The sequence below is a fragment of the Streptomyces angustmyceticus genome, from assembly GCF_040701845.1.
Taxonomy (GTDB): domain Bacteria; phylum Actinomycetota; class Actinomycetes; order Streptomycetales; family Streptomycetaceae; genus Streptomyces; species Streptomyces angustmyceticus_A.
The window spans coordinates 47,957-70,983 of sequence record NZ_JBFBHQ010000033.1 but is presented as its reverse complement, the minus strand read 5'-3'; the positions used below and the strand labels follow the sequence as shown (position 1 = coordinate 70,983).

Annotated in this window: 18 protein-coding genes; 7 read left to right on the top strand and 11 right to left on the bottom strand. The window is 73.0% G+C overall.

Going from position 1 to position 23,027, the window contains the following annotated elements:
- Nucleotides 1-416: 416 nt before the first annotated feature.
- The 6 genes from AB0411_RS35180 (at nt 417) to AB0411_RS35155 (ending at nt 7,397) form a co-directional block, all read left to right on the top strand.
- Nucleotides 417-1,181: an IclR family transcriptional regulator gene (locus tag AB0411_RS35180; RefSeq protein WP_366421307.1), complete on the top strand. Its 765-nt coding sequence runs from the start codon at nt 417-419 to the stop codon at nt 1,179-1,181.
- A gap of 229 nt (nt 1,182-1,410) precedes the next feature.
- On the top strand, nt 1,411-2,199 hold the full coding sequence (locus AB0411_RS35175; RefSeq protein WP_366421306.1) for an MIP/aquaporin family protein: 789 nt from the start codon (nt 1,411-1,413) through the stop codon (nt 2,197-2,199).
- A 49-nt stretch (nt 2,200-2,248) separates the two neighbouring features.
- On the top strand, nt 2,249-3,790 hold the full coding sequence (gene glpK / locus AB0411_RS35170; RefSeq protein WP_366421305.1) for a glycerol kinase GlpK: 1,542 nt from the start codon (nt 2,249-2,251) through the stop codon (nt 3,788-3,790).
- A gap of 2 nt (nt 3,791-3,792) precedes the next feature.
- Complete coding sequence (locus AB0411_RS35165) at nt 3,793-5,397, top strand: glycerol-3-phosphate dehydrogenase/oxidase (RefSeq protein WP_366421304.1); 1,605 nt, start codon at nt 3,793-3,795, stop codon at nt 5,395-5,397.
- 207 nt (nt 5,398-5,604) lie between these two features.
- Entirely contained in the window at nt 5,605-6,651 is a 1,047-nt protein-coding gene (locus tag AB0411_RS35160) for a hypothetical protein (RefSeq protein ID WP_437044352.1), read from the top strand.
- 74 nt (nt 6,652-6,725) lie between these two features.
- Nucleotides 6,726-7,397 (top strand): FadR/GntR family transcriptional regulator, encoded by a 672-nt coding sequence (locus AB0411_RS35155; RefSeq protein WP_366421303.1) that lies wholly within the window; start codon nt 6,726-6,728, stop codon nt 7,395-7,397.
- A gap of 295 nt (nt 7,398-7,692) precedes the next feature.
- On the opposite strand, the gene AB0411_RS35150 is transcribed toward AB0411_RS35155, so the two are convergent.
- The 7 genes from AB0411_RS35150 to AB0411_RS35120 are packed head-to-tail and all read right to left on the bottom strand — an operon-like array spanning nt 7,693 to nt 15,419.
- Nucleotides 7,693-8,532: an amidohydrolase family protein gene (locus AB0411_RS35150; protein WP_366421302.1), complete on the bottom strand. Its 840-nt coding sequence runs from the start codon at nt 8,530-8,532 to the stop codon at nt 7,693-7,695.
- A gap of 24 nt (nt 8,533-8,556) precedes the next feature.
- Entirely contained in the window at nt 8,557-9,558 is a 1,002-nt protein-coding gene (locus AB0411_RS35145; RefSeq protein WP_366421301.1) for an aldo/keto reductase, read from the bottom strand.
- An 8-nt stretch (nt 9,559-9,566) separates the two neighbouring features.
- Nucleotides 9,567-10,598, bottom strand: coding sequence for an ABC transporter permease (locus AB0411_RS35140; protein ID WP_366421300.1), 1,032 nt, complete (start codon nt 10,596-10,598; stop codon nt 9,567-9,569).
- Nucleotides 10,595-12,190, bottom strand: a complete 1,596-nt coding sequence (locus AB0411_RS35135) for a sugar ABC transporter ATP-binding protein (protein ID WP_366421299.1) — start codon at nt 12,188-12,190, stop codon at nt 10,595-10,597. The genes AB0411_RS35140 and AB0411_RS35135 overlap by 4 nt, the downstream gene beginning before the upstream one ends.
- 2 nt (nt 12,191-12,192) lie before the next feature.
- Entirely contained in the window at nt 12,193-13,221 is a 1,029-nt protein-coding gene (locus AB0411_RS35130; protein ID WP_366421298.1) for a sugar ABC transporter substrate-binding protein, read from the bottom strand.
- A 60-nt stretch (nt 13,222-13,281) separates the two neighbouring features.
- Nucleotides 13,282-14,079: an SDR family NAD(P)-dependent oxidoreductase gene (locus tag AB0411_RS35125; RefSeq protein ID WP_366421297.1), complete on the bottom strand. Its 798-nt coding sequence runs from the start codon at nt 14,077-14,079 to the stop codon at nt 13,282-13,284.
- Nucleotides 14,076-15,419, bottom strand: coding sequence for an enolase C-terminal domain-like protein (locus AB0411_RS35120; RefSeq protein WP_366421296.1), 1,344 nt, complete (start codon nt 15,417-15,419; stop codon nt 14,076-14,078). The genes AB0411_RS35125 and AB0411_RS35120 overlap by 4 nt, the downstream gene beginning before the upstream one ends.
- Nucleotides 15,420-15,680: 261 nt before the next feature.
- Between AB0411_RS35120 and AB0411_RS35115 the strand changes: the two genes are divergently transcribed.
- Entirely contained in the window at nt 15,681-16,799 is a 1,119-nt protein-coding gene (locus AB0411_RS35115) for a PAC2 family protein (protein ID WP_366421295.1), read from the top strand.
- Nucleotides 16,800-16,896: 97 nt separating this feature from the next.
- On the opposite strand, the gene AB0411_RS35110 is transcribed toward AB0411_RS35115, so the two are convergent.
- From AB0411_RS35110 to AB0411_RS35095, 4 genes are all read right to left on the bottom strand, one after another.
- Nucleotides 16,897-19,950 carry an NPCBM/NEW2 domain-containing protein gene (locus AB0411_RS35110; RefSeq protein ID WP_366421294.1) on the bottom strand — a complete coding sequence of 1,018 codons (3,054 nt, stop codon included), beginning with the start codon at nt 19,948-19,950 and terminating at the stop codon, nt 16,897-16,899.
- Nucleotides 19,951-20,099: 149 nt separating this feature from the next.
- Nucleotides 20,100-21,329 (bottom strand): cysteine--1-D-myo-inosityl 2-amino-2-deoxy-alpha-D-glucopyranoside ligase, encoded by a 1,230-nt coding sequence (mshC, locus tag AB0411_RS35105; RefSeq protein ID WP_366421293.1) that lies wholly within the window; start codon nt 21,327-21,329, stop codon nt 20,100-20,102.
- A 130-nt stretch (nt 21,330-21,459) separates the two neighbouring features.
- Nucleotides 21,460-22,386: an SCO1664 family protein gene (locus AB0411_RS35100; RefSeq protein WP_366421292.1), complete on the bottom strand. Its 927-nt coding sequence runs from the start codon at nt 22,384-22,386 to the stop codon at nt 21,460-21,462.
- Nucleotides 22,350-22,940, bottom strand: a complete 591-nt coding sequence (locus tag AB0411_RS35095; protein WP_086718061.1) for a DUF3090 domain-containing protein — start codon at nt 22,938-22,940, stop codon at nt 22,350-22,352. Before AB0411_RS35095 ends, AB0411_RS35100 begins: the two co-directional genes overlap by 37 nt.
- Nucleotides 22,941-23,027 lie beyond the last annotated feature (87 nt).

Here is a 23,027-nt window from a genome sequence, read left to right as displayed (position 1 = left end):
TGCAGCCCTCCAACTGCTGGAAGTCCTCCATGGACGGATCCTGCGCCTGCAGCATGGTGCCCATCGCACCGTCGGCGACCACCACCCGCGAGGCCATGGCCTCGCGTAGTGAGGTGGTGCGGGACGTGCTGTGGGACGTGGGCGTGTTCGAGGCCATGGAGATGCTCCCGTGGTTGCGACGGCTGTCGGCTTTGCACCCTCCTTCAGAGGGCGCACCCGGCCAGCGTAGCTGCCGGTCCGGTACACGTGTTCCCCGTTCCACGCCGTGGACAGCACTGCTCCACCCCCCTGCGCGCACGAACCGTGATCGTTGGCAGACTCCGTTCGCCGAGCAAAAGGTTCCAGAACGCTGACTCCAGTCGGCATGGACCGATATCGTTCAGCATTGTCGAACCGCTCACTTCGGAGGTTGCCCGATGGCACGCACCATCCAGTCGCTGGAGCGCGCCGCAGCGATGCTGCGGCTGCTCGCAGGAGGGGAACGGCGACTGGGACTCTCCGACATCTCCTCCTCACTGGGACTGGCCAAGGGCACCGCCCACGGGATCCTGCGCACGCTGCAGCAGGAGGGCTTCGTCGAGCAGGACGGCACCTCCGGGCGCTACCAGCTGGGCGCGGAGCTGCTGCGGCTGGGCAACAGCTACCTGGACGTGCACGAGCTGCGCGCCCGCGCCCTGGTGTGGACCGACGACCTGGCCCGCTCCAGCGGCGAGGCCGTCTACCTGGGCGTACTGCACCAGGCGGGCGTGCTGATCGTCCACCACGTCTTCCGGCCGGACGACAGCCGGCAGGTGCTGGAGGTGGGCGCGATGCACCCGCTGCACAGCACGGCGCTGGGCAAGGTGCTGTCGGCGTACGACCCGGTGGCGCACAGCGAGATCGTCGAGGCGGAGCGGGCGGCGTTCACTCCCCGCACCCTGACCGGGCTGGGGGAGATCGAGGGGCTGCTGGACCTGACCCGGGCGCGGGGCTGGGCCGCGGACGTGGAGGAGACCTGGGAGGGGGTGGCGTCGGTGGCCGCGCCGATCCACGACCGGCGGCGGATGCCGGTGGGTGCGGTGGGAGTCACAGGGGCGGTCGAGCGGGTCTGCCAGGAGGGCGAACTGCGGCCGGAAATCATCGCTGCTGTGAGGGATTGCGCACGCGCCGTGTCCCGGGATCTTGGTGCAGGGCGATTCTGACCGGATTCACCCCATAAGTTCACCTAAGTTTTTCGCCACGGAACCCTTGACGGGGTTCTACCGGTGAACAAAACTGCCGTTCGTCGGTCGGCATTGTCGAACACCTAACGGCAATATTCGCTATGGTGGGGCATTGCCGCGGGCCGACCACCGCCCTCTCGGAGGGCGCGGACCACCGGACGGGACCCGGGGTTCGTCTTCCCCTGGACGAAGGACAAAGGAGTCGCGGGTGTCCAGCTCCGACATCTTCATCAGCGAGACCATCGGTACCGCTGTTCTGATCTTGCTCGGCGGTGGCGTCTGCGCCGCCGTCACCTTCAAGCGCTCCAAGGCGTTCAACGCCGGATGGGTCGCCATCGCCTTCGGGTGGGGCTTCGCCGTCCTCACGGGTGCCTACATCGCCGCGAAGTCCGGCGCACACCTCAACCCTGCGGTCACCATCGGCATCGCCATCCAGGGCGGTATCGAGTGGAGCCAGGTGCCGGTCTACTTCGGCGGCGAGATGCTCGGCGCCATGATCGGCGCGGTGCTGGTGTGGATCACCTACTACGGGCAGTTCCAGGCCCATCTGAGTGACCCCGAGGTGCTGGCCGACCACACCGGCGAGGAGGGACTGGTCGACCAGTCCGCCGCTCCCTCGGCCGGACCGGTCCTCGGCATCTTCTCCACCGGTCCGGAGATCCGGAACGCGGTGCAGAACCTGGCCACCGAGATCATCGCCACCACTGTGCTCGTGCTGTCGATCCTCACGCTCGGCCTGAGCGACAACGGAAAGGGCGTCGGCGTCATCGGCACCCTGCTGGTCGCGCTGGTCGTCACCGGCATCGGTCTGTCACTCGGCGGTCCGACCGGGTACGCGATCAACCCGGTCCGCGACCTCGGCCCGCGCATCGTGCACGCGCTTCTGCCGCTGCGGAACAAGGGCGGTTCAGACTGGGGCTACGCCTGGATCCCGGTCGTCGGCCCGCTCATCGGCGGAGCCCTCGCCGGTGGTATCTACCTGGTGGCGTTCGCCTGAGCCGCCTGACCGCCCCGACTCCGCCCGCACCGACTTCTTGGAGCACACCATGAGCGACACCCCCAGCACCGCCTCCCACGGGCACGGCCCGTTCATCGCGGCCATCGACCAGGGCACCACGTCCAGCCGCTGCATCGTCTTCGACAAGGACGGCCGGATCGTCTCGGTCGACCAGAAGGAACACGAGCAGATCTTCCCGAAGCCGGGCTGGGTCGAGCACGACGCCACCGAGATCTGGAACAACGTCCAGCAGGTCGTCGACAGCGCGGTCCACAAGGCGGGGCTCACCGCCGCCGACGTCAAGGCGATCGGCATCACCAACCAGCGCGAGACCACCGTCCTGTGGGACCGCACCACCGGTGAGCCGGTCCACAACGCCATCGTCTGGCAGGACACCCGCACCGACGCGCTCTGCAAGGAGCTCGGCCGCAACGTCGGCCAGGACCGCTTCCGCCGCGAGACCGGCCTGCCGCTGGCCTCGTACTTCGCCGGCCCGAAGATCCGCTGGCTGCTCGACAACGTCGACGGCCTGCGCGAGCGCGCCGAGCGCGGCGACATCCTCTTCGGCACCATGGACTCCTGGGTCATCTGGAACCTGACCGGCGGTGTCGACGGCGGCGTGCACGTCACCGACGTCACCAACGCCTCGCGCACCATGCTGATGAACCTCCACCGCCTGGAGTGGGACCCGAAGATCCTCACGTCGATGGAGATCCCGGCGGCCGTCCTGCCGGAGATCAAGTCGTCCGCCGAGGTCTACGGCCGCACCGCCAGTGGCGTGCTCGCCGGTGTCCCGGTCGCCTCGGCGCTCGGCGACCAGCAGGCCGCGCTGTTCGGCCAGACCTGCTTCGAGCAGGGCGAGGCCAAGTCCACGTACGGCACCGGCACCTTCATGCTGATGAACACCGGCCACGAGCCGGTGAACTCGTACAACGGACTGCTGACCACGGTCGGCTACCGCATCGGCGACCAGCAGCCGGTCTACGCCCTGGAAGGCTCCATCGCCGTCACCGGCTCGCTCGTCCAGTGGATGCGCGACCAGATGGGGCTCATCAACAGCGCGGCCGAGATCGAGACCCTGGCCAGCACGGTCGAGGACAACGGCGGCGCGTACTTCGTGCCGGCCTTCTCCGGCCTGTTCGCCCCGTACTGGCGCTCGGACGCGCGCGGTGTCATCGCGGGCCTGACCCGCTACGTCACCAAGGCGCACATCGCGCGCGCCGTGCTCGAGGCCACCGCCTGGCAGACCCGCGAGATCACCGACGCCATGACCAAGGACTCCGGCGTCGAGCTGACCGCACTCAAGGTCGACGGCGGAATGACCTCCAACAACCTGCTGATGCAGACCATCTCGGACTTCCTGGACGCACCCGTGGTGCGCCCGATGGTCGCCGAGACCACCTGCCTCGGCGCTGCCTACGCGGCCGGACTGGCCGTCGGCTTCTGGTCCAGCACCGACGAGCTGCGCGCCAACTGGCGCCGGGCCGCCGAATGGACCCCCCGGATGGATGCGGCCACCCGTGACCGCGAGTACAAGAGCTGGCTCAAGGCCGTCGAGCGGACCATGGGCTGGATCGAGGACGAGGAGTAATCATGAGCACCCTGCAGAGCGTCCCGGCACTCGGGACGCACCCGGCCAGTGGTTCGCACGCGAGCCGCGCCGAGACTCGGGAGCAGCTTTCCAAGGCGACGTACGACCTCCTGGTGATCGGCGGCGGCATCCTGGGCATCTCCACCGCCTGGCACGCCGCACAGGCCGGACTGCGGGTGGCCCTGGTGGACGCCGGTGACTTCGCCGGCGCCACCTCCTCCGCCTCCTCCAAGCTGCTCCACGGCGGTCTGCGCTACCTGCAGACCGGCGCGGTCAAGCTGGTGGCGGAGAACCACTTCGAGCGGCGTGCGGTGTCCCGTCAGGTCGCACCGCACCTCGCCAACCCCCTGACCTTCTACCTGCCCGTCTACAAGGGCGGCCCGCACGGCGCGGCCAAGCTGGGCGCGGGCGTCTTCGCCTACTCGGCGCTGTCCGCGTTCGGCGACGGCGTCGGCCATGTCATATCCCCGGCCAAGGCGGCGCGCGACGTGCCGGAGCTGCGGACGGACAACCTCAAGGCCGTTGCCGTGTACGGCGACGACCAGATGAACGACTCCCGGATGGCCCTGATGACCGTCCGTGCGGCGGCCGAGGCCGGCGCCACGGTCCTCAACCACGCCGAGGTCACCGGACTGCGCTTCACCCAGGGCCGGGTCACCGGTGCGGAGCTCAAGGACCGTGTGGAGGGCGCGGAGTTCGGCGTCAACGCCCGCCTGGTGCTCAACGCTACCGGCCCGTGGGTGGACCACCTGCGCAAGATGGAGGACGCGAACGCGGCCCCGTCCATCCGGCTGTCGAAGGGCGCGCACCTGGTCCTCAAGCGGACCGCGCCCTGGAAGGCCGCGCTGGCCACCCCGATCGACAAGTACCGCATCACCTTCGCCCTCCCCTGGGAGGACATGCTGCTGCTGGGCACCACGGACGAGGAGTTCGAGGGCGACCCGGCGGACGTCGCGGTCACCGAGAAGGACACCGCCCAGATCCTGGACGAGGCGGCCTTCTCCGTCCGCGACCAGCAGCTGTCGCGCGATCTGATCACCTACTCCTTCGCGGGTCTGCGGGTGCTGCCCGGCGGCCCCGGCGACACCTCCAAGGCCAAGCGCGAGACGGTCGTGACCGAGGGCAGCGGCGGCATGCTGTCGGTGGCCGGCGGCAAGTGGACGACCTTCCGGCACATCGGCCGCACGGTCATGAACAAGCTCGCCGCGCTGCCCGGCCACCCGCTGGCCGAGGACATGGAGCCGATCGCGCACCTGCCGAAGAAGCTTCCGCTGCCCGGCATCGCCAACCCGAACGCGGTCGCGCACCGGCTGCTCGTCGACGGCGGCACGCCCGGCCCGCGGATGGCCCCGGAGACCGCCCGGCACCTCGCCACCCACTACGGTTCGCTGTCCTTCGACATCGCCCGGCTGGCGAACGACAACCCGGCACTGGCCGAGCGCATCCACCCGGACGCGCCGGAGATCTGGGCGCAGGTCGCCTACGCCCGCGACCACGAGTGGGCCGAGACGGTCGACGATGTGCTGCGCCGCCGCACGACGCTGACGATCCGTGGCCTGGACACGGAGGACGTGCGGGCCCGGGTCAAGGACATGCTGGCCGGCTGACGCAGGCGGACGGCCGCCGAAGGCGGTGGCCGAGCGGCCGACGGCACCTCACGGTGGCGTACGGCGCGTGACGATGGGGCGGTCCACGGGGCCGCCCCATCGCCGTATCCGCAGGCGGAGCGGGGTGTGCGGCCGGGCGGTGGCAGGCCGGGCGGTGACTGTCAGTGGCGGCTGCGAGGATGTGCACCGAGACGCATCTACGGGGGGATGACGATGGCGCGGCAGCGGTGGCGGCGGGCGGGGAAATGGACGGCGTGGGCGGTCGCCCTGCTGATCGTGCTGCCGGTGGCCCTGGCGGGGACGGCCCTGCGTGCGCAGTACGCGGGAGCGGCCGCCCCGCAGACCACGACCCGCGGGCGGGACGCGCTGTGGCTCGGGCACGCCTGGGTGGACGGGCGGCGCGACGCGTCCGACGTGGCGGCGCTGCGCCGCCGGATCAGGGGCCTGGGCATCCGCGATCTGTATGTGCACGCCGGGCCGTTGGAGCACGACGGCACCCTGCCGCCGGCCCGTCGGTCCCATCCGCGGGCGCGGTGGCTGATCGCCGCGCTGCACCGTGCGCTGCCGTCGGTGCGGGTGCACGCCTGGCTGGGCGACCGGCTGGTGTACGAGGCGGGCGAACGGGGCGGGCTGCGGCTGTCGGACCCCTCGGCCCGCCGGGCGGTGGTGGACAGTGCCCGCCGGGTGCTGGCCGAGGGGTTCGCCGGCGTCCACCTGGACGTGGAGCCGCTGCACTCCGGCGACCCCGACTACCTGCGGCTGCTGGACCGGCTCGGGCCCGCGGTCCGGGCGCGTGGCGGAACGTTGTCGGTGGCCGTCCACCAGATCGATCCGCTGCCCGGACTGCACACGGTCAGCGGGGCGCTGACGGGCCACCGCAAGTGGATATCCCAGCGGTTCTTCGGGCAGGTGGCGCGCCGGGTCGACCAGATCGCGCTGATGTCCTACGACACCGGTCTGCCGGCCGAGAGCCTGTACGGCGGCTATGTGGCGCAGCAGACCCGGCTGGCGCTGGAGGCGACCGGTCCGCACACCGATCTGCTGATGGGGCTGCCGTTCTTCCACACCGACGACATCGGCCATCACGCCTCGGCGGAGACGGTGCGGGCCGCGGTGCGGGGCATACGTCTGGGGCTGACCCGCGAGGCCCCGGACCGGCAGCGGTTCGGCACGGCGCTGTACGTCGACTTCGCCGCCACGGCGGAGGACTGGGCCGCGTACGGGAGCGGATGGGGAGCGCATGGCAGGACATAATGAGCTCAGACATCGGATGTCTGCGACGGCATCCGGAGGGCGGTATCCGGGCGGGTCCGAGCGGGGAGGTCGGCATGGCGGTCACCGACGAGGCCATTGAGAAGATCAAGGGCATGATCGTCTCCGGTGCGCTGCGGCCGGGCGACCGGCTGCCGAAGGAGAGCGAGCTGGCGGCCGAGCTCGGCCTGTCCCGCAACTCGCTGCGCGAGGCGGTGCGTGCGCTCTCCCTCATCCGCATCCTGGACGTGCGCCAGGGCGACGGCACCTACGTCACCAGCCTCGATCCGCAACTCCTGCTGGAGGCGATGAGCTTCGTGGTGGACTTCCACCGCGACGACACGGTGCTGGAGTTCCTCGCCGTCCGCCGGATCCTGGAACCGGCCGCCACGGCGATGGCGGCCGGGCGGATGGGCACCGCGGAACTGGACGCCCTGGAGGGCCAGTTGAACGCGCTGGGGCCGAGCCCCTCGGTCGAGGACCTGGTCGCCTGCGATCTGGAGTTCCACCGCGGGATCGTCGCGGCGTCCGGCAACTCCGTGCTCTGTTCGCTCCTGGACGGAATCTCCGGGCCGACCACCCGGGCCAGGATCTGGCGGGGCCTGACCCAGAAGGACGCGGTGGCCCGCACCCTCACCGAACACCGCGCGATCCTCGCCGCACTGCGCGACCGGGACGCGGAGGCGGCGCGGGCCTGGGCGACGGTGCACATCGCGAGCGTGGAGCAGTGGTTGCGCGCGTCGCTGTGACAGGGGTCGGCACCGCCGCGAGTCGGCAGGGGCCGCTCGGCACCCGCCACCGCATCGCGGCTGCGCGCGGACGGCCGGCCGCCTGCCCACCTGCCTGTCTGCCCGCGCACCCGCCTGCTGCCGCCCCCACCCAGCCGTCGCCCGCTGCCTGGCGCACGCCACCGCCTCGTCGCCCGCTGGCCGTCGCGCCCGCCCGTCAGGCCACCCGTTCATGCGCCCCGCGGCAGCACAGCCGCCGCCCGCCACCGCCAGCGTCCCCCAGGCCCTCGGCCTCTCCCCCAGACGCCCCCGCCCCCTAGCCCCTGACCGCCCCCATGCCATACACCCGCCCCGCCGTCCCTCCGAAGACGTCCGACCGTTCCGCCTCGCTCAGGTGGCTCGTGGTCGACTCCGTCAAGGCCACCACGTCCTCGTAGCCGGCGGCCAGGGTGCATACCGGCCAGTCGGAGCCGAACATCACGCGGTCGGGGCCGAAGGCCTCCAGGGCGTGGCGGGCGTAGGGCAGGATCTGCTGCGGGCGCCAGGCGTGCCAGTCGGCCTCGGTGACCAGTCCGGAGAGCTTGCAGCTGACGTTCGGCAGGCCGGCGAGTGCGGTGAGGGCGTCGGCCCAGGGCTGCCAGTCGCCGCGCGCGACGGCCGGTTTGGCGGCGTGGTCCAGGACGAAGGACAGCTCGGGCACGGCGCGTACGGCGGTGTGGGCGGCGGGCAGTTCACGCGGGGTGACCAGCAGGTCGTAGACCAGCCCGGCGCCGGCCAGGATGCGCAGGCCCCGGAGCACGTCCGGGCGGAGGAGCCAGTCGGGGTCCGGTTCGTCCTGCACCTGGTGCCGGATGCCCACCAGTCCGGCGGGCAGGGCGGCGAGGATCTCGGCGAGCGCCGGGTCGCGGAGGTCGGCCCACCCCACGACACCGGCGAGGGGCCCCTCCCCCGCCGCGAGGGCGAGCAGTTCGGCGGTCTCCTCGTACGAGGACGACGACTGGACGACGAGGGTGGCGTCGATGCCGTGGCCGGTCAGGTGCGGGACGAGGTCGCCCAGCGCATAGCTGCGGCGGATCGGATCGGCCCACGGTCCGTCCATCCACGGCTGGTCGCGCCGGCTCAGGTCCCACAGATGGTGATGGGCGTCGATTCGCATCAGGGGCGCGCTCCGGGGTCGGGCTCAGTCCTGCAGGGGCAGCGGCAGATCGGGGTCGAGCAGGCCGCGGGCGACGAGCGTATGCCACAGCGCGTCCGGGATGTGACGGGTGAACAGCGCGGCGTTCTCGGCCATCTCCTCGGGGCGGGCGGCACCGACGACGGCGGAGGCGACGGCACGGTGCCCGAAGGGGAAGCGGAGTGCGGCGGCCTTGAGGGGGACGCCGAACTCCGCGCAGACGGCGGAGAGTTGACGCGCCCGGTCGAGGAGGGCGGGCGGTGCGGGTGCGTAGTCGTAGGGCGCGCCGGGTGACGGGTCGGCCAGCAGGCCGGAGTTGTAGACGCCGCCGACGACCACGGAGGTGCCGCGGCGCTCGCACACGGGCAGCAGATCGTCGAAGGCGGTGCGCTCCAGCAGGGTCCAGCGGCCGGCGCAGAGCACCACGTCCACGTCCAGGTCGGCGACCAGGCGGGCCAGCAGATCGCTGTGGTTCATGCCGAAGCCGATGGCGCGCACCACGCCCTCGGCGCGCAGTTCGGCGAGGGCCGGGAAGCCGGTCTCGTACACCTCGCGCAGGTGGTCCTCGACGTCGTGGAGGTGGACGATGTCGACCGCGTCCACCCCGAGCCGCGCCAGGGACGCGTCCAGGGTGGCCCGGATGCCGTCACGGGAGAGATCCCGTACCCGGGCGCGGGCGGGGGTGTCCACGAAGCCCTCGCCGTCCGCCCGCTCCCCCGGTGCGAGCGGCCGCAGCCGGCGGCCGACCTTGGTGGAGAGGGTGTAGGCGGCACGGTCGTGGCCGCGCAGGGCCCGGCCGAGGCGCTCCTCGGACAGTCCCACGCCGTAGTGCGGGGCGGTGTCGAAGTGGGCGGCGCCGGTGGCCAGCGCGGTGTGGACGACGCGCTGCGCCTGCTCCTCGGGGACGGCGCGGTAGAGGTTGCCGAGCGGGGCGCAGCCCAGGCCCAGGGGCGGGACGGTGACGCCGCTGCGCCCCAGCTCCCGCGGTCCGTACGGGGGACGGTGCACGGCGGGCCTCAGTCCTGCTTCTCGCCGCTGGTGAACCGGGAGATGACCAGCGCGACGATGATGATCATGCCGTTGAGGAACTGGGTCCACAGCGGTGGCACACCGGCCAGGGTCATCACGTTGATGACGAGCTGGAGGGTGAGGACGCCGGTGAGCGCGCCGAAGAGGGTGCCCCGGCCGCCCTTGAGGCTGATGCCGCCGATGACCGCGGCGGCGAAGACCTGGAAGATCCAGCCGTTGCCCTGGCTCGCGGAGACCGCGCCGTAGTGGCCGGTGTAGAGGATGCCGGCGAACGCGGCGAGCAGCCCGCCGACGGCCAGCACGAGCCAGGTGAGGCGGTCCACCCGGATGCCGGCCGCGCGGGCCGCCTCCGGGTTGCCGCCGATGGCGTACAGCGCCCGCCCGTGCCGGAGGTAGCCGAGGGCCGCGCCGCCGAGCGCGAACAGGGCGAGGCAGATCCAGACGGCGGCCGGCACGCCCAGCCAGTCGGCCTTGCCCAAGTAGGCGAAGGACTCCGGGACATGGCCGATGGACTGCCCCTGGGAGATGCCCACCTGGAGGCCGCGGAGCGCGGTGAGCATGCCGAGGGTGGCGATGAAGCCGTTGACCCGCAGGACGAGGACGAGGAAGCCGTTGACGGCGCCGATCGCCGCGCCCACGGCCAGGCAGAGCGGGATGGCCGTCCAGGCGGGGAGGAGTTCCAGCCCGGCGAAGCGGGCGCCGTGCGCGGGCATCACCAGCCACAGCGCGAGCACCGGTGCCAGGCCGATGGTGGACTCCAGCGAGAGGTCCATCCGCCCGCTGATCAGGATGAGCGCCTCGCCGAGCACCAGCAGGCCCAGCTCGGTGGACTGCTGGACGACGCCGACGAGGTTGTCCCGGGTGAGGAACGCGGGCGACACGATGAAGCCGATGACGCCCAGCACGAAGATCACCGGCACCAGCGAGAAGTCCCGCCAGCGGGCCGGGCCGACCCGGGGCCGGCGGCGCGGCGGGCCGGCCACCGCGTCGGCGGCCGGCGGCGATACGGTCCCGGTCATGGCGCGGTCCCTTCCGTTCCCTGTGTGTTCCGGGCGTCCGGCGCGGGGGCGCGGCCCGGGCCGGACGGGCCGGTCCCGGTGTCCTCGCCGGCCGCGGCCGCCACGCCCTCCATCGCGGCGACGAGTGCGTGGTCGTGCCAGCCGGCGGCGAACTCGGCGGTCACCCGGCCGTGGAAGACCGCCAGCACCCGGTCGCAGACCCGCAGATCGTCCAGTTCGTCGGAGACGATCAGGGCGCCGCTGCCGCCGTCCGCGACCTCCCGTACGACGTTCAGCAGCGCGTCCTTGGACTTGACGTCGACGCCGTTGGTGGGCCGGACCGCGACCAGCACGGCGGGCTCGCGGGCCAGTGCCCGGGCGATCACGACCTTCTGCTGGTTGCCGCCGGAGAGCCCGGACACCGGCTGGCCCGGCCCGGTGGTCCGGATGTCCAGTGCCGCGATCATGCGCCGGGCGAACGCGCGGGTCCGGGAGGGCAGCACGGTGCCGGCCGGCCCGAGCTGGCCGGCGACGGTGAGCGTGGCGTTCTCGGCGACGCTGCGGCCCGGGACGAGTCCTTCGCGGTGCCGGTCCTCGGGGACGTAGCCGATGCCCGCGGCGAGGGCGTGCGGCACGCTGCCGGTACGGACCGGCCGCCCGCGCACCGCGATCCGGCCGCCGTCGGGGGCGCGCAGCCCCGCCAGCGTCTCGCCGATCGCGGTGGTGCCGCTGGCGGTGGCGCCCGCGAGCCCCACCACCTCCCCGGCCCGTACGGTCAGGTCGAGCGGCGCGAAGTGCCCCTCGCAGGCCAGCTGCCGGGTGCGCAGCACCGGCTCCCCCGCCGTGCGCGGGCCGCTGCGCGGCTGCCGCACCGGGCCCACCGCCTCCTCGCCCGTCATCGCCGCCACCAGCGTCTCCTCGGCCAGCCCCGGGACGGGCGCGGTCAGCACATGGCGGGCGTCACGGAAGACGGTGACGGTGTCGCACAGCTCATGGACCTCCTGGAGGTGGTGCGAGATGAACAGGAAGGCCACGCCCCGGGCGCGCAGCTCGCGCAGCTTGCCGAAGAGCCGGTCGATGCCGGCGGCGTCGAGCCGGGCGGTGGGCTCGTCGAGGATGATCAGGCGGGCGCCGCCGGACAGCGCGCGGGCGATCTCCACGAACTGCCGCTGCTCCACGCCGAGTTCCTTGATCCGGGCGGACGGGTCGACGTCGACGCCGTACCCGGCGAGCAGCTCGCGGGCCCGCTCGCGCAGGGCCCGCCAGCGGATGGTGCGGGTGCCCTGGAAGCCCAGGAAGAGGTTCTCCGCGACCGTCAGTTCGGGCACGGTCATCGACTTCTGGTAGACGCAGGCGACCGTGCGCCGCCAGGCGGCGGTGTCGCCCCAGCCGGGCGCGGGCGCGCCGCCGAAGGTCACCCGGCCGGCGTCCGGGCGTGCCATGCCGGTCAGCACGGCCACCAGGGTGGACTTGCCGGCGCCGTTGCGGCCGACGAGGGCGTGCGCCTCGCCGGGACGTACGGTCAGCCGGGCGCCGTCCAGCGCGAGGGTGGGCCCGTAGCGCTTGACGATGCCCTCGGCGTGCACCGCCGCCGTGCGGTCGTCCGCCGCCACCGCTACTTCTTCTCCAGCTGGTTGGCCCACAGTTTCCGGTCGTCGACGGTGTCCTTGGTGACCAGGGGCGCCGGCAGCTGGTCCTCCAGACCGTTCTTGATCTTCACGATGGTCGAGCCGTGGCCGGTGGGCCCCGGCCGGAAGGTCTTCCCCGCCAGGCCGGCCCGGGCGTAGTACAGCGCGTACTTGGCGTACAGGTCGGCGGGCTGGGAGAGGGTGGCGTCGATCTTCCCGGCGCGGATCGCGTCCAGTTCGTCGGGGATGCCGTCGTTGGAGATGATGGTGAGGTGACCGGGGGAACCGGCCGGCCGCAACAGCTTCTGCTGTTCCAACAGGGCGAGCGTCGGCTGCAGGAAGGCGCCGCCGGCCTGCAGATAGAGGCCCCTGACGTCGGGGTGCTGGGCGAGCAGGCTCTGCAGCTTGCCGGAGGCGACCTCGCCCTTCCAGTCGGTGGCCAGCTCATGCACGGTGATCTTCGGGAACTTCTTCTTCATGCACGCCGCGAACGCCTCGGAGCGGTCCCGCCCGTTGACCGAGCTGAGGTCGCCCTGGAGCTCGGCGACCCGGCCCCTGCCGCCCAGTTTCCTGCCGAGGTACTCGCAGGACTTCTCGCCGTAGGCACGGTTGTCGGCGCGGACGACCATGTAGACCTTGCCCTCGTCGGGGCGGGTGTCGACGCTCACCACCGGGATCTTCTTCTCCGCCAGGCGCTGCAGCGCGGCGGAGATGGCGCCGGTGTCCTGCGGCGCCATGACGATCGCCTTGGCGCCCTGGTCGGTGAGCGCCTGCACATTGGCGACGACCTTGCCGATGTCGTTCTGCGAGTTGGACAACGGCAGCGCGGCCGGACCGCCGTGCGCCAGGTCCTTTTCGAGGTACTGCTGGTAGGAGTTCCAGAAGTCGGTGTCCGTACGGGGCACGTCGATGCCGATCCTGGCGCCCGCGGCGCTGCTGCCGCGGTTGCAGCCGGCGAGCGCGGCGGTGGCGAGCAGCGCGGCACAGGCCGCCGCACCGGTCGTACGCAGTCTCATGGGTGGTCCCTCGGTCGTGGTGTGCGCTGGGGTGCGGGTCGCGGTGCGGGCGGCGGCCGGTCAGGGGGCGGGGCGCAGCCGCAGCCCCTGCATGCCCCCGTCCACGGCGAGCGCCGTCCCGGTGATGCCGGAGGCGGCGGGGGACGCCAAGGAGGCGATGGCGGCGGCCACTTCGGCGGCGGTGACCATCCGGCCCATCGGCTGGCGGGCGTGCAGGGCGGCGCGTTCCGCGTCCGGGTCGTCGGCCGCGGCCAGCAGCCGGCCGACCCACGGGGTGTCGGCGGTGCCGGGGTTGACGCAGTTGACGCGGATGCCCTCACGGAGGTGGTCGGCGGCCATCGCGAGGGTCAGCGAGAGGACCGCGCCCTTGCTGGCGCTGTAGAGGGCGCGCTGCGGCAGGCCGGCGGTGGCGGCGATGGAGCAGGTGTGGGTGACGGAGACCCGCCCCGGGGCGCCGGCAGCGGTGCGGCGCAGCGCGGGGAGCGCGGCACGGGCGGTGCGCACCAGGCCCAGCACGTTCACGTCCAGGACCCGGGCCCACTCCGCGTCGTCGTTGTCCTCGACCGTGCCGACCGCGCCGATGCCGGCGTTGCCGACGAGGGTGTGCAGGGCGCCGAGCCGCCCCACCGCCTCGTCGACGGCGGCGCGGACCGCGGCGTCGGTGGTGACATCGGCCCGGATCCGGATGGCTCCCGCGGGCGCGTCGGAGGGGTCGCGGTCCACAACGGCGACCCGGGCGCCGCGCGCCAGCAGCAGGGCCGCGGTGGCCGCCCCGATGCCGGAGCCGCCGCCGGTGACCAGCGCGGCCATCCCCGCGAAGTCGGCCGGCGGCCGCTCGTGCCGCGGTCCGCAGCTCATACGGGGACCTCCTGTTCGCCGGGCCTGCGGTGCGGGGGCCGGCGGGCGCGCCACACCGGCCCGTCGGGGAAGCGGTGGGCGGCCACCGACGCGGGCTTCATCCGGGCCGAGAAGCCGGGCGCGGTGGGGGCGCGGTAGCGGCCGCGCTCGACGACGGCCGGATCGCTGAAGTGGTCGTGCAGGTGGTCGACGTACTCGATCACCCGGTCCTCCCGGCTCCCGGACACCGCCACGTAGTCGAACATCGCCAGGTGCTGCACCAGCTCGCACAGCCCGACGCCGCCCGCGTGCGGGCACACCGGGACGCCGTACTTCGCGGCCAGCAGGAGGATCGCGAGGTTCTCGTTGACCCCGGCCACCCGTGCCGCGTCGATCTGGACGAAGTCCACGGCGCCGGCCTGCAGCAGCTGTTTGAAGACGACGCGGTTGGCGACGTGCTCGCCGGTGGCGACCTTCACGGGCTGGCCGGTGCGCACCGCGGCATGGCCCAGGACGTCGTCCGGGCTGGTCGGTTCCTCGATCCAGTGCGGGGCGTACGGCGCGAGCGCGGTCATCCAGCGGACCGCCTCGGCCACGTCCCAGCGCTGGTTGGCGTCGACGGCGATCCGGACGCCGGGCCCGACCGCGTCCCGCGCCAGCCGCATCCGCCGGGTGTCGTCGTCGAGGCAGGCCCCCACCTTCAGCTTGATCTGGCCGAAACCGTCGGCCACCGCCTGCTTGGCCAGCCGCACCAGCTTGCCGTCGTCGTAGCCGAGCCAGCCGGGCGAGGTGGTGTACGCGGGGTAGCCCTCGGCCTTGAGCCGGGCGGCGCGCCCGGCCCGGCCGGGTACGGCGGCGCGCAGGAGGGCCAGCGCCTCGTCCGGGGTCAGGGCGTCGGTCAGGTACCGGAAGTCGACGAGCGAGACCAGCTCCTCCGGCGTCAGGGCGGCGAGGAACTCCCACACCGGCAGGCCGGCCCGGGCGGCGGCCAGGTCCCAGGCGGCGTTGATCACGGCGCCGGCCGCCATGTGCATCACGCCCTTTTCGGGGCCGAGCCAGCGCAGCTGGGAGTCGTGGGTGAGGTCGTGGTGCAGGGCGGCGAGGCCGGCGGCGGTGGCGGGCACGGGGCGGCCGACGAGGTACGGGGCGAGGGAGCGGATGGCGGCGGCCATGACATCGTTGCCGCGCCCGATCGTGAAGCAGAGGCCGTGGCCCGGGGGGCCGCCGTCGGTGTGCAGCACGACATAGGCGGCGGAGTAGTCGGGATCCGGGTTCATGGCGTCCGAGCCGTCGAGCTGCTCCGAGGTGGGGAACCGGACGTCGTGGACCTCCAGCCCGGTGACGGTGTCGGACGCGGCCATGGGCATGCCCCCTGGGATGTTGCGGAAGAACATCGGACCTTTCCCGGTCATCCGATGTATAGACCCCTGTATCCGCCAGCGTCCAGACCCCGTACGGAAGTTGACCGAACAACGCCCGACACAGATCGGATGAATCGCGACCCCTTCGTGCAAAGGGGCTGCGGACCGGCACCACGGACGCCGTAGTCTGGGGAGCGCACGCAATGGAACTGCTGCCGGCGGCCGCCCCAGGCGGCCGGACCGGTCGGAAGGAGGCGCTGGGTGATCGAGCTCGAGGGGGTGCCCGAGCTGATCGACCCGGTCATGGTGGCCGCGTTCGAAGGCTGGAACGACGCCGGCGACGCCGCCTCCGCCGCGGTCGCGCATCTGGACCGGGAATGGAAGGGCGAGGTGTTCGCCGCGCTGGACGCGGAGGACTACTACGACTTCCAGGTGAACCGCCCCACCGTCTTCCTGGACGGCGGCGTACGCAAGATCACCTGGCCGACGACCCGGCTCTCCGTCGTCCGCGTCGGCGACACGAACGGCAAGGGGCGGACCCGCGATCTCGTCCTGGTCCGCGGTATCGAGCCCAGCATGCGCTGGCGCTCGTTCTGCAACGAAATCCTCGGCTTCGCCCACGAGTTGGGCGTGGAGATGCTGGTGGTGCTGGGCTCGCTGCTCGGCGACACCCCGCACACCCGCCCGGTGCCGGTCAGCGGGGTCACCTCCGATGCGGAGCTCGCGAGCCGCCTGGACCTGGAGGAGTCCCGCTACGAGGGCCCGACGGGCATCGTCGGCATCCTCCAGGAGGCGTGCACCCACGCGGGCGTCCCGGCGGTGAGCCTGTGGGCCGCGGTGCCGCACTACGTCTCCCAGCCGCCCAACCCGAAGGCCAGCCTCGCGCTGCTCAACCGCCTGGAGGACCTCCTCGACGTCCGTATCCCGCTCGGTGAGCTGAGCGAGGACGCGCGCGCCTGGCAGCTGGGGGTCGACCAGCTGGCCGCGGAGGACAGCGAGGTCGCCGAGTACGTCCAGTCGCTGGAGGAGGCGCGGGACACCGCCGACCTGCCGGAGGCGTCCGGCGAGGCCATCGCCCGCGAATTCGAGCGCTATCTGCGCCGCCGCGACCCGCAGGCCCCGCCCGGAGTGGCGACCGAGGGCGGGCTCGCCGACGGCCGCGACAGCTCCTACCTCCGCGACTCCACCAGCGGCCGCACCCGCCCGCCCCGCCCCGTCTCCAAGGACCCGCGCGAGCCGAAGCCCGGCGACGACACCGGCACGGGAGCGAAGGACGCGGGCCGGGGCAAGGGCCCGGCCGACTCCCCCGAGCCATCGGGAGACACGGATTCCGCCGACTCCGCGCAGCCGGAGGACGGCCCGGAGGACGCCGGGAACTGAGCGCCCTCGGCGCACCGGGGCACACCACGGGCGCCGGACCGGCCGCTCTGCCGGTCCGGCGCCCGTGCGCCGCCCGCCCGCCGGGGCGGGGCCGCGATCAGCCCGTGCAGTGGAAGCGGGCCCCCGCCCAGTCGCCGTGATCACCGGACTTCTTGCCGTCGGTATCGGTCACCTTCAGGCGCACGTGCCGGGCCCCGGCGAGCGGCACGTCCACGGCCACCGGCGCCGAGGTGCCCGTCATCTTCGGTGAGGTCCACAGCACCTTGCCGTCCCCCTCCACCGAGAAGGCGACCTCGCCGTAGTCGGCGATCTCGTCGTCGATCCCGGCGTCCGCGGTGAAGGACGTACAGCGCCCGCCGGTGAAGAACTCCAGGTCGGAGTCGGCGTGGGTGCCGAGGCCCTTGGCGTACGTCGTCCCGGCGAGAGTGAGCGGATGACCGTCCGCCGCCCCCGACTCGCCGTTGCTGCGGTCGCGTTCGGCCGGCCCGTAGCCGTTGGCGGCGCTCAGCCACTCCAGATCGCTCGCCCAGGTGTCCTGGGCGGGCGCCTTCGGCACGGCCCGCACCTGGAAGCGGTGCACCGCCGTGTGCGGCGCGCCGGCCGAGCGGTAGCGGACGGTCGCGGTGACGGTGACCGGGTCCGGGCCGGCGTCCTCGGGGGCGGTGAGCGTCAGCGCGTCGCGCACGGTGGTGCCGGCCCCGATCCGTGCATGGCGCGCCGGCGCCGGGACGGTCCAGCCCCGGGGCGCGGACAGCGACACCGACACCTGACGCGCGCTGCGGGTGCCCGCGGTGAGCGCCGTCCGGACGGCCGTCGGCGCGCCCTTGGTCACCTCCTGCCCGCCCGGCGTGCTCACCGCGACCGTCGCGCCCGGCGTCCGGCCGCCGACCGCGCTCGCGCCCCGCAGCGTCAGCGCGAACGCGCGGTCGGTGGGGCGGGTGGCGGTCTTGATCCGGACGACGCCCGCGCGGTCGGCGGGGTCGTAGTACCAGCCCTCGTCCGCCGCCTCGAAGGCGTCCGGGGACGGCAGCCGCTTCAGGGCCCGGCCGGCCAGGGCGACCCCGCGCGGGGCGTCCCCGGTGTGCACGGTGAAGCGGTAGGGCCGGGCCGTCTGCTTGCCGTGGAACGAGCCGCGGGAAGCACCCACGTCGATCCGTACGTCCCCGCCGCCGGCGCGCGGGGCCGTCACCCGCACCCGCTGGGTGGCGCTGCGGCCGTCCCGGTGCGCGCGGGTCACCCCGTCGTCCTCGTAGAGGGTGAACGAGGAACGGCCCTGCGGGTAGACGTCCCAGGCCAGCGGCGAGCGGGCCGTCCGGTCCTGGTACGACCTGATGCCCGGCCACATCGGCACGGCGGCACCGGCCCTGACGAACAGGGGCAGGGTGTCCAGCGGCGCGCTGTAGCCGTCGATCGTGGCCGGTCCCCGGTAGGTGCGCCCGGACCAGTAGTCGACCCAGGTGCCCTTGGGGAGGTAGATGCCGTCGCGGGTGTCGGTGTCCCGGTAGACGGGCGCGACGAGGAAGTCCCGGCCGGTCAGGAACTCGTATTTTGCGGTGTCGGCGGCGGCCTTCGGGTCGTCGGGGTATTCGAGCGCCAGGGGGCGCACCGGCCCGACGCCGGTCCGGGTCGCCTCGGCCGCGTAGGAGTACATGTACGGCAGCAGGGACTCCTTGAGCTTCAGGTACGTCCGGCTGATGGCGGTGTAGGGCGCGCCGTGGCGGTAGGGCTGCTTGTCGGCGGGCGCCCAGCCGTCCATCGTCATCATCGCCGGGAGGAAGGACTTCCACTGCAGGTCGCGGACGTAGGTCTGCGGGCTGCCGCCGAAGATGCCGTCCACGTCACCGGTCGTATAGGCGAGCCCGGACAGCGTCGCCCCCGCGTAGGTCGGTATCTGCCAGCGGATGTAGTCCCAGCTGCCGCTCTGGTCACCCGACCACTGGACGCCGCAGCGCTGGGCGCCCGACCAGCTCTCGGGGGCCCAGGTGAAGCCCCGGGCGTCGCTGTTGTCCTCGATGCCCCGGTAGGCGTCCTTGCAGCCGTCCAGCGCGAACTTGTAGCCGTCGCCGACCCAGGCGACGTCCAGTTTGGCGATCCGCTGGCCCGCCTTCACCTGGTCGGCGAGCTTGCCGATGCCGTCCTCGGTCCACAGTCCGAGCTTCATCTTCCGCTCGCCGAGGCCCTTCGAGGTCTCGGCGAGGTTCTCGTAGCCGCAGCCGTAGCCGTCGTTGACCAGCATCCAGCCGTTGGGCATGTCGTGGGCGGTGTACCCGTCGGCGACCTTCAGCGCGTCCAGGGTGTGCCGCTCCCCCCGGTTCGCGTTGTGCAGGTAGCAGTCCGAGTCGCCGATCTCCAGGCCGTACAGCGGCGGCAGGAACGGTTTGCCGGTCAGCGAGGTGTACTGCCCGATGACGTCCTTGGTGCTCGGCCCGGCGAAGTAGTAGGCGTCGAAGCGCCGTTCCTGTGCGGTGGTCCGCACCGGTCCGCCGAAGGCGTAGGTGTTGGGCGCGTAGGTGTTGCGGAAGACCCCGTACCCCGCGGAGGACAGGTAGAACGGGACGGAGTTGGGGTGTCCGCCGTCGTCCCAGTGGTAGTCGACGCCGACCTCGACGGTGTGGCCGCGGTGCGAGGTGTTGCCGCGGCCGTTCTGCATGCCGGCGCCGTAGAACTGCTCGTCGCCGCCGCGCGCCAGGGTCTGGGTGGTGGTCTTGTCGTCCCAGCTCAGCCCCTTCGCCTCGGACCACACCACCGAGCCGTCGGCCCGCCGCAGTTCGAAGCGCAGCGGCGCCTTGAACGCCTTCAGGGTGACCTGGGAGGTGCTGAGTTCGTAGGCGTCGCCGGCGTCCCGCCAGTGGGTGGCGGGCGGTGTGCCCTGGGGCAGCACGATGTCCTTGCCGGTGGGGTCGGAGAAGACGCCGTCCGGGGCGAGTTCGATGCGGAAGGTCCGGTCCGTCACGAAGCTGACGCGTGCCTCGGCCCGGCCGGCATGCAGCCGGTAGACGGGCCCGTCCGCCGCGAAGCCGGTGATGTCGCCGACCGTCCGTGCGGGAGCGGGGCCGTCGGCCCGTACGCTGCCCACCGGCCCCGCGACGGCCGCCGCGAGCCCGAGCAGCGCGGCAACGACCGCCGCCCGCAATCCTGTTGGTTTCCTCATGCCCGCAGCTCTAGTGCGCCGCCGGGCGGTGCCTCCATGGACTCTCGGGCCGGGTTGCTGGATTTCCGCGCGCCCGCCGGCCGCCGCCCACGCAGGAGGGGCGCCCCGCCGTCCGGCGAGGGCGCCCCTGAGGACGGATACGGCGGTGCCTACAGGGCCACGCCGAGCAGTGCGTCGACCGCACGGGAGACGAGGCCGGGGGCGCCCTCGTCGGTGCCGCCGCCGGACTCCTGCGCCGCGGCCCAGCGGTCCACGGCCGCGAGGGCCGCCGGGGAGTCCAGGTCGTCGGCGAGCGCCGTACGGATCTCCTCCAGGAGGGCGTCGGCGGACGGGCCGTCGGGACGGGAGACCGCGGCACGCCAGCGCGCCAGCCGCTCCGCGGCCTCCTCCAGCACCGCGTCGGTCCACTCCCAGTCGGCACGGTAGTGGTGCGCGAGCAGCGCCAGACGGATCGCCGCCGGGTCGGTGCCGTCGCGCCGCACCGTGGAGACGAAGACGAGGTTGCCCTTGGACTTGGACATCTTCGCGCCGTTGAGGCCGACCATCCCGGCGTGCACATACGCCTTGGCGAACGGGTGCTCGCCGGTGAGCGCCTGGGCGTGCGAGGCGCCCATCTCGTGGTGCGGGAAGGCGAGATCGGAGCCGCCGCCCTGGACGTCGAAGCCCATGCCGAGGTGGTCCAGGGCGATGGCGACGCACTCGATGTGCCAGCCGGGCCGGCCGCGGCCCAGCGAGCCGCCGTCCCAGCTCGGCTCGCCGTCGCGGGCGGCCATCCACAGCATCGGGTCGAGCGGGTTCTTCTTGCCCTCGCGCTCCGGGTCGCCGCCGCGCTCGGCGGACAGCAGCCGCATCGCCTCGGCGTCCAGGCCGGAGACCTCACCGAAGTGCGCGTCGGACTCGACGGAGAAGTAGATGTCGCCGTCCAGCTCGTAGGCGGCGCCGGCGTCGCGCAGCCGCTCCACCAGCGGGACGATGCCGGGTATCGACTCGACGGCGCCTATGTAATGGCGCGGCGGCAGCATCCGCAGGGCCGTCATGTCCTCGCGGAAGAGGGCGGTCTCGCGCTCGGCGAGCGCCGTCCAGTCGTCGCCGGTGGCCACGGCCCGCTCCAGCAGCGGATCGTCGACATCGGTGACGTTCTGCACGTAGTGCACCTGGCGCTTCGTGTCGAGCCACACGCGCTGAACCAGGTCGAACGCGTTGTAGGTCGCCGCGTGCCCCATGTGGGTGGCGTCGTACGGCGTGATGCCGCAGACATAGATACGGGCGACGGGACCGGGGGCGAGGGTCACCCGTCCGCCGGTCGCGGTGTCGTGGATCCTCAGGTCGCGGCCCTGACCGGGCAGGGCGGGGACCTCAGAAGCGGGCCATGCATGCATGCCATGAGCCTAACCGGACGGACGTTCCGCATACGAACCGGACCGGAGGTCTGGCCGGAAAGGCGGTCTTGTGTTCGGCGACCGAACATGCACAGCACAGCTGCCGGTCACCCACCGCCCGACCTGCCGGTCAGACCGGCGGCCAGGGGATGGCGGGCCATTCGCCGCCCGGTTCCGGGTGCCGCCCGCTGCGCAGCAGCCCCGCCACCCGCTCCCGCAGCGCCGCGATCTCGTCATCCGTGATCAGTTCGGCCAGTCGGGCGGTGAGCGGTCCGGTGTCCTCCAGCGCCCGGTCGAGGCCCCGCAGCACCTCCAGCGCCTCGTCGGTCAGCGGCTCCCCCGCCCACCCCCACAGCAGGGTGCGCAGCTTGTCCTCGGCGTGGAAGGTCACGCCGTGGTCGATGGCGAAGAACTCCCCGCCGGCGCCGGGCAGCAGATGGCCGCCCTTGCGGTCGCCGTTGTTGATCACGGCGTCCAGCACCGCGAGCCGCCGCAGCCGCGGGTGGTCGGCGTGCACCAGCAGTGCGGTGCGGCCCTCGCCGATCTGTGCGGAGCCCACCGCCTTCCAGCCGGGCCCCGGCTCCTCGTCCTCCACCAGGGCCAGCAGCTCGGGGACCTCGTCGCTGTTCTCCGGCGGCTCGATCCACTCCTGGACCATGCCGGTGCCGTACGGGCCGTCGCGCAGCACCGTCGGCGGGACGAGGTCCCAGCCGCAGGCCCGGGCGACCTCGTACGCGGCGACCTCGCGCTGGGCGAGCGTGCCGTCGGGGAAGTCCCACAGCGGGCGCTCGCCCGCGACCGGCTTGTAGACACAGGCGGCGGTGTCGCCGTCCTGGGCGACCGTGCAGTAGAGCACGGCGTTGGACGCCTCGGGGATGCGGCCGCGCACCGTCAGCTCACCGTCGGCCAGCAGCGCGAGCGTCCGGGCCCCGGCGGGCTCCGGCGCGGCCGGCGGCTCCTGGGGTGCGACGGGACCGGGCAGCGGCGCGGCCCGCCCGGCAGGTTCGACGGGCACGGCGCTCAGGCGTCCCGTCGGTATCCGTTCTGGCGCGGGCATACGTGTCCCTCCGGGTCGAGCGGCAGGCTGCACAGCGGGCACGGCGGGCGGCCGGCGTTGACCACTTCGAGCGCCCGCTTGGCGAAGGCCCTGGCCATGGTTCCGGTGAGGCGCACCCGGAGCATCGGGGGGCCGTTCTCGTCGTCCTGGAGCAGCCGCTCCTCGGCGTCGGCGAGGTCCTCGTCGCTGTCCGCGTCCAGCTCGACCAGGGCCTGTGCCTCGACGATCATCCGCTCGTCCTCGCCGTCCCAGGCGAGGGCCATCGTGCCGACCCGGAACTCCTCCTCGACGGGCGTTTCCAGGGGGGCGGAGTCGGCCAGCTCGGCGGGCGAGACGGCGGGCACCGGGGCGTTGCCGCCGCTGCGCCGTACGACCTCGTCCAGCAGCTCGTCGATGCGCTCGGCGAGCGCCGCGACCTGGGTCTTCTCCAGGGCGACGCTGGTGGTGCGGCCGGAGGCGGTGGCCTGGAGGTAGAAGCTACGGCGGCCAGGCAGCCCGACCGTACCGGCCACGAAGCGGTCCGGCGCGTCGTAGAAGAACACCTGACGGGACAACGTCCTGCTCCGATTGCTCGACTGCGGGGTCACTGCGGTCGCTGCACGTCCTGCGGTCACTGCGCGGATCGCAGGTGCGTGGCGGGC

Coding starts and splice junctions, on each gene's coding strand:
- mshC (WP_366421293.1), bottom strand. CDS start 21,329: ATGCATGCATGGCCCGCTTCTGAGGTCCCCGCCCTGCCCGGTCAGGGC.
- AB0411_RS35180 (WP_366421307.1), top strand. CDS start 417: ATGGCACGCACCATCCAGTCGCTGGAGCGCGCCGCAGCGATGCTGCGG.
- AB0411_RS35150 (WP_366421302.1), bottom strand. CDS start 8,532: ATGCGAATCGACGCCCATCACCATCTGTGGGACCTGAGCCGGCGCGAC.
- AB0411_RS35155 (WP_366421303.1), top strand. CDS start 6,726: ATGGCGGTCACCGACGAGGCCATTGAGAAGATCAAGGGCATGATCGTC.
- AB0411_RS35130 (WP_366421298.1), bottom strand. CDS start 13,221: ATGAGACTGCGTACGACCGGTGCGGCGGCCTGTGCCGCGCTGCTCGCC.
- AB0411_RS35160 (WP_437044352.1), top strand. CDS start 5,605: ATGACGATGGCGCGGCAGCGGTGGCGGCGGGCGGGGAAATGGACGGCG.
- AB0411_RS35125 (WP_366421297.1), bottom strand. CDS start 14,079: ATGAGCTGCGGACCGCGGCACGAGCGGCCGCCGGCCGACTTCGCGGGG.
- AB0411_RS35165 (WP_366421304.1), top strand. CDS start 3,793: ATGAGCACCCTGCAGAGCGTCCCGGCACTCGGGACGCACCCGGCCAGT.
- AB0411_RS35110 (WP_366421294.1), bottom strand. CDS start 19,950: ATGAGGAAACCAACAGGATTGCGGGCGGCGGTCGTTGCCGCGCTGCTC.
- AB0411_RS35100 (WP_366421292.1), bottom strand. CDS start 22,386: ATGCCCGCGCCAGAACGGATACCGACGGGACGCCTGAGCGCCGTGCCC.
- AB0411_RS35140 (WP_366421300.1), bottom strand. CDS start 10,598: ATGACCGGGACCGTATCGCCGCCGGCCGCCGACGCGGTGGCCGGCCCG.
- glpK (WP_366421305.1), top strand. CDS start 2,249: ATGAGCGACACCCCCAGCACCGCCTCCCACGGGCACGGCCCGTTCATC.
- AB0411_RS35120 (WP_366421296.1), bottom strand. CDS start 15,419: ATGGCCGCGTCCGACACCGTCACCGGGCTGGAGGTCCACGACGTCCGG.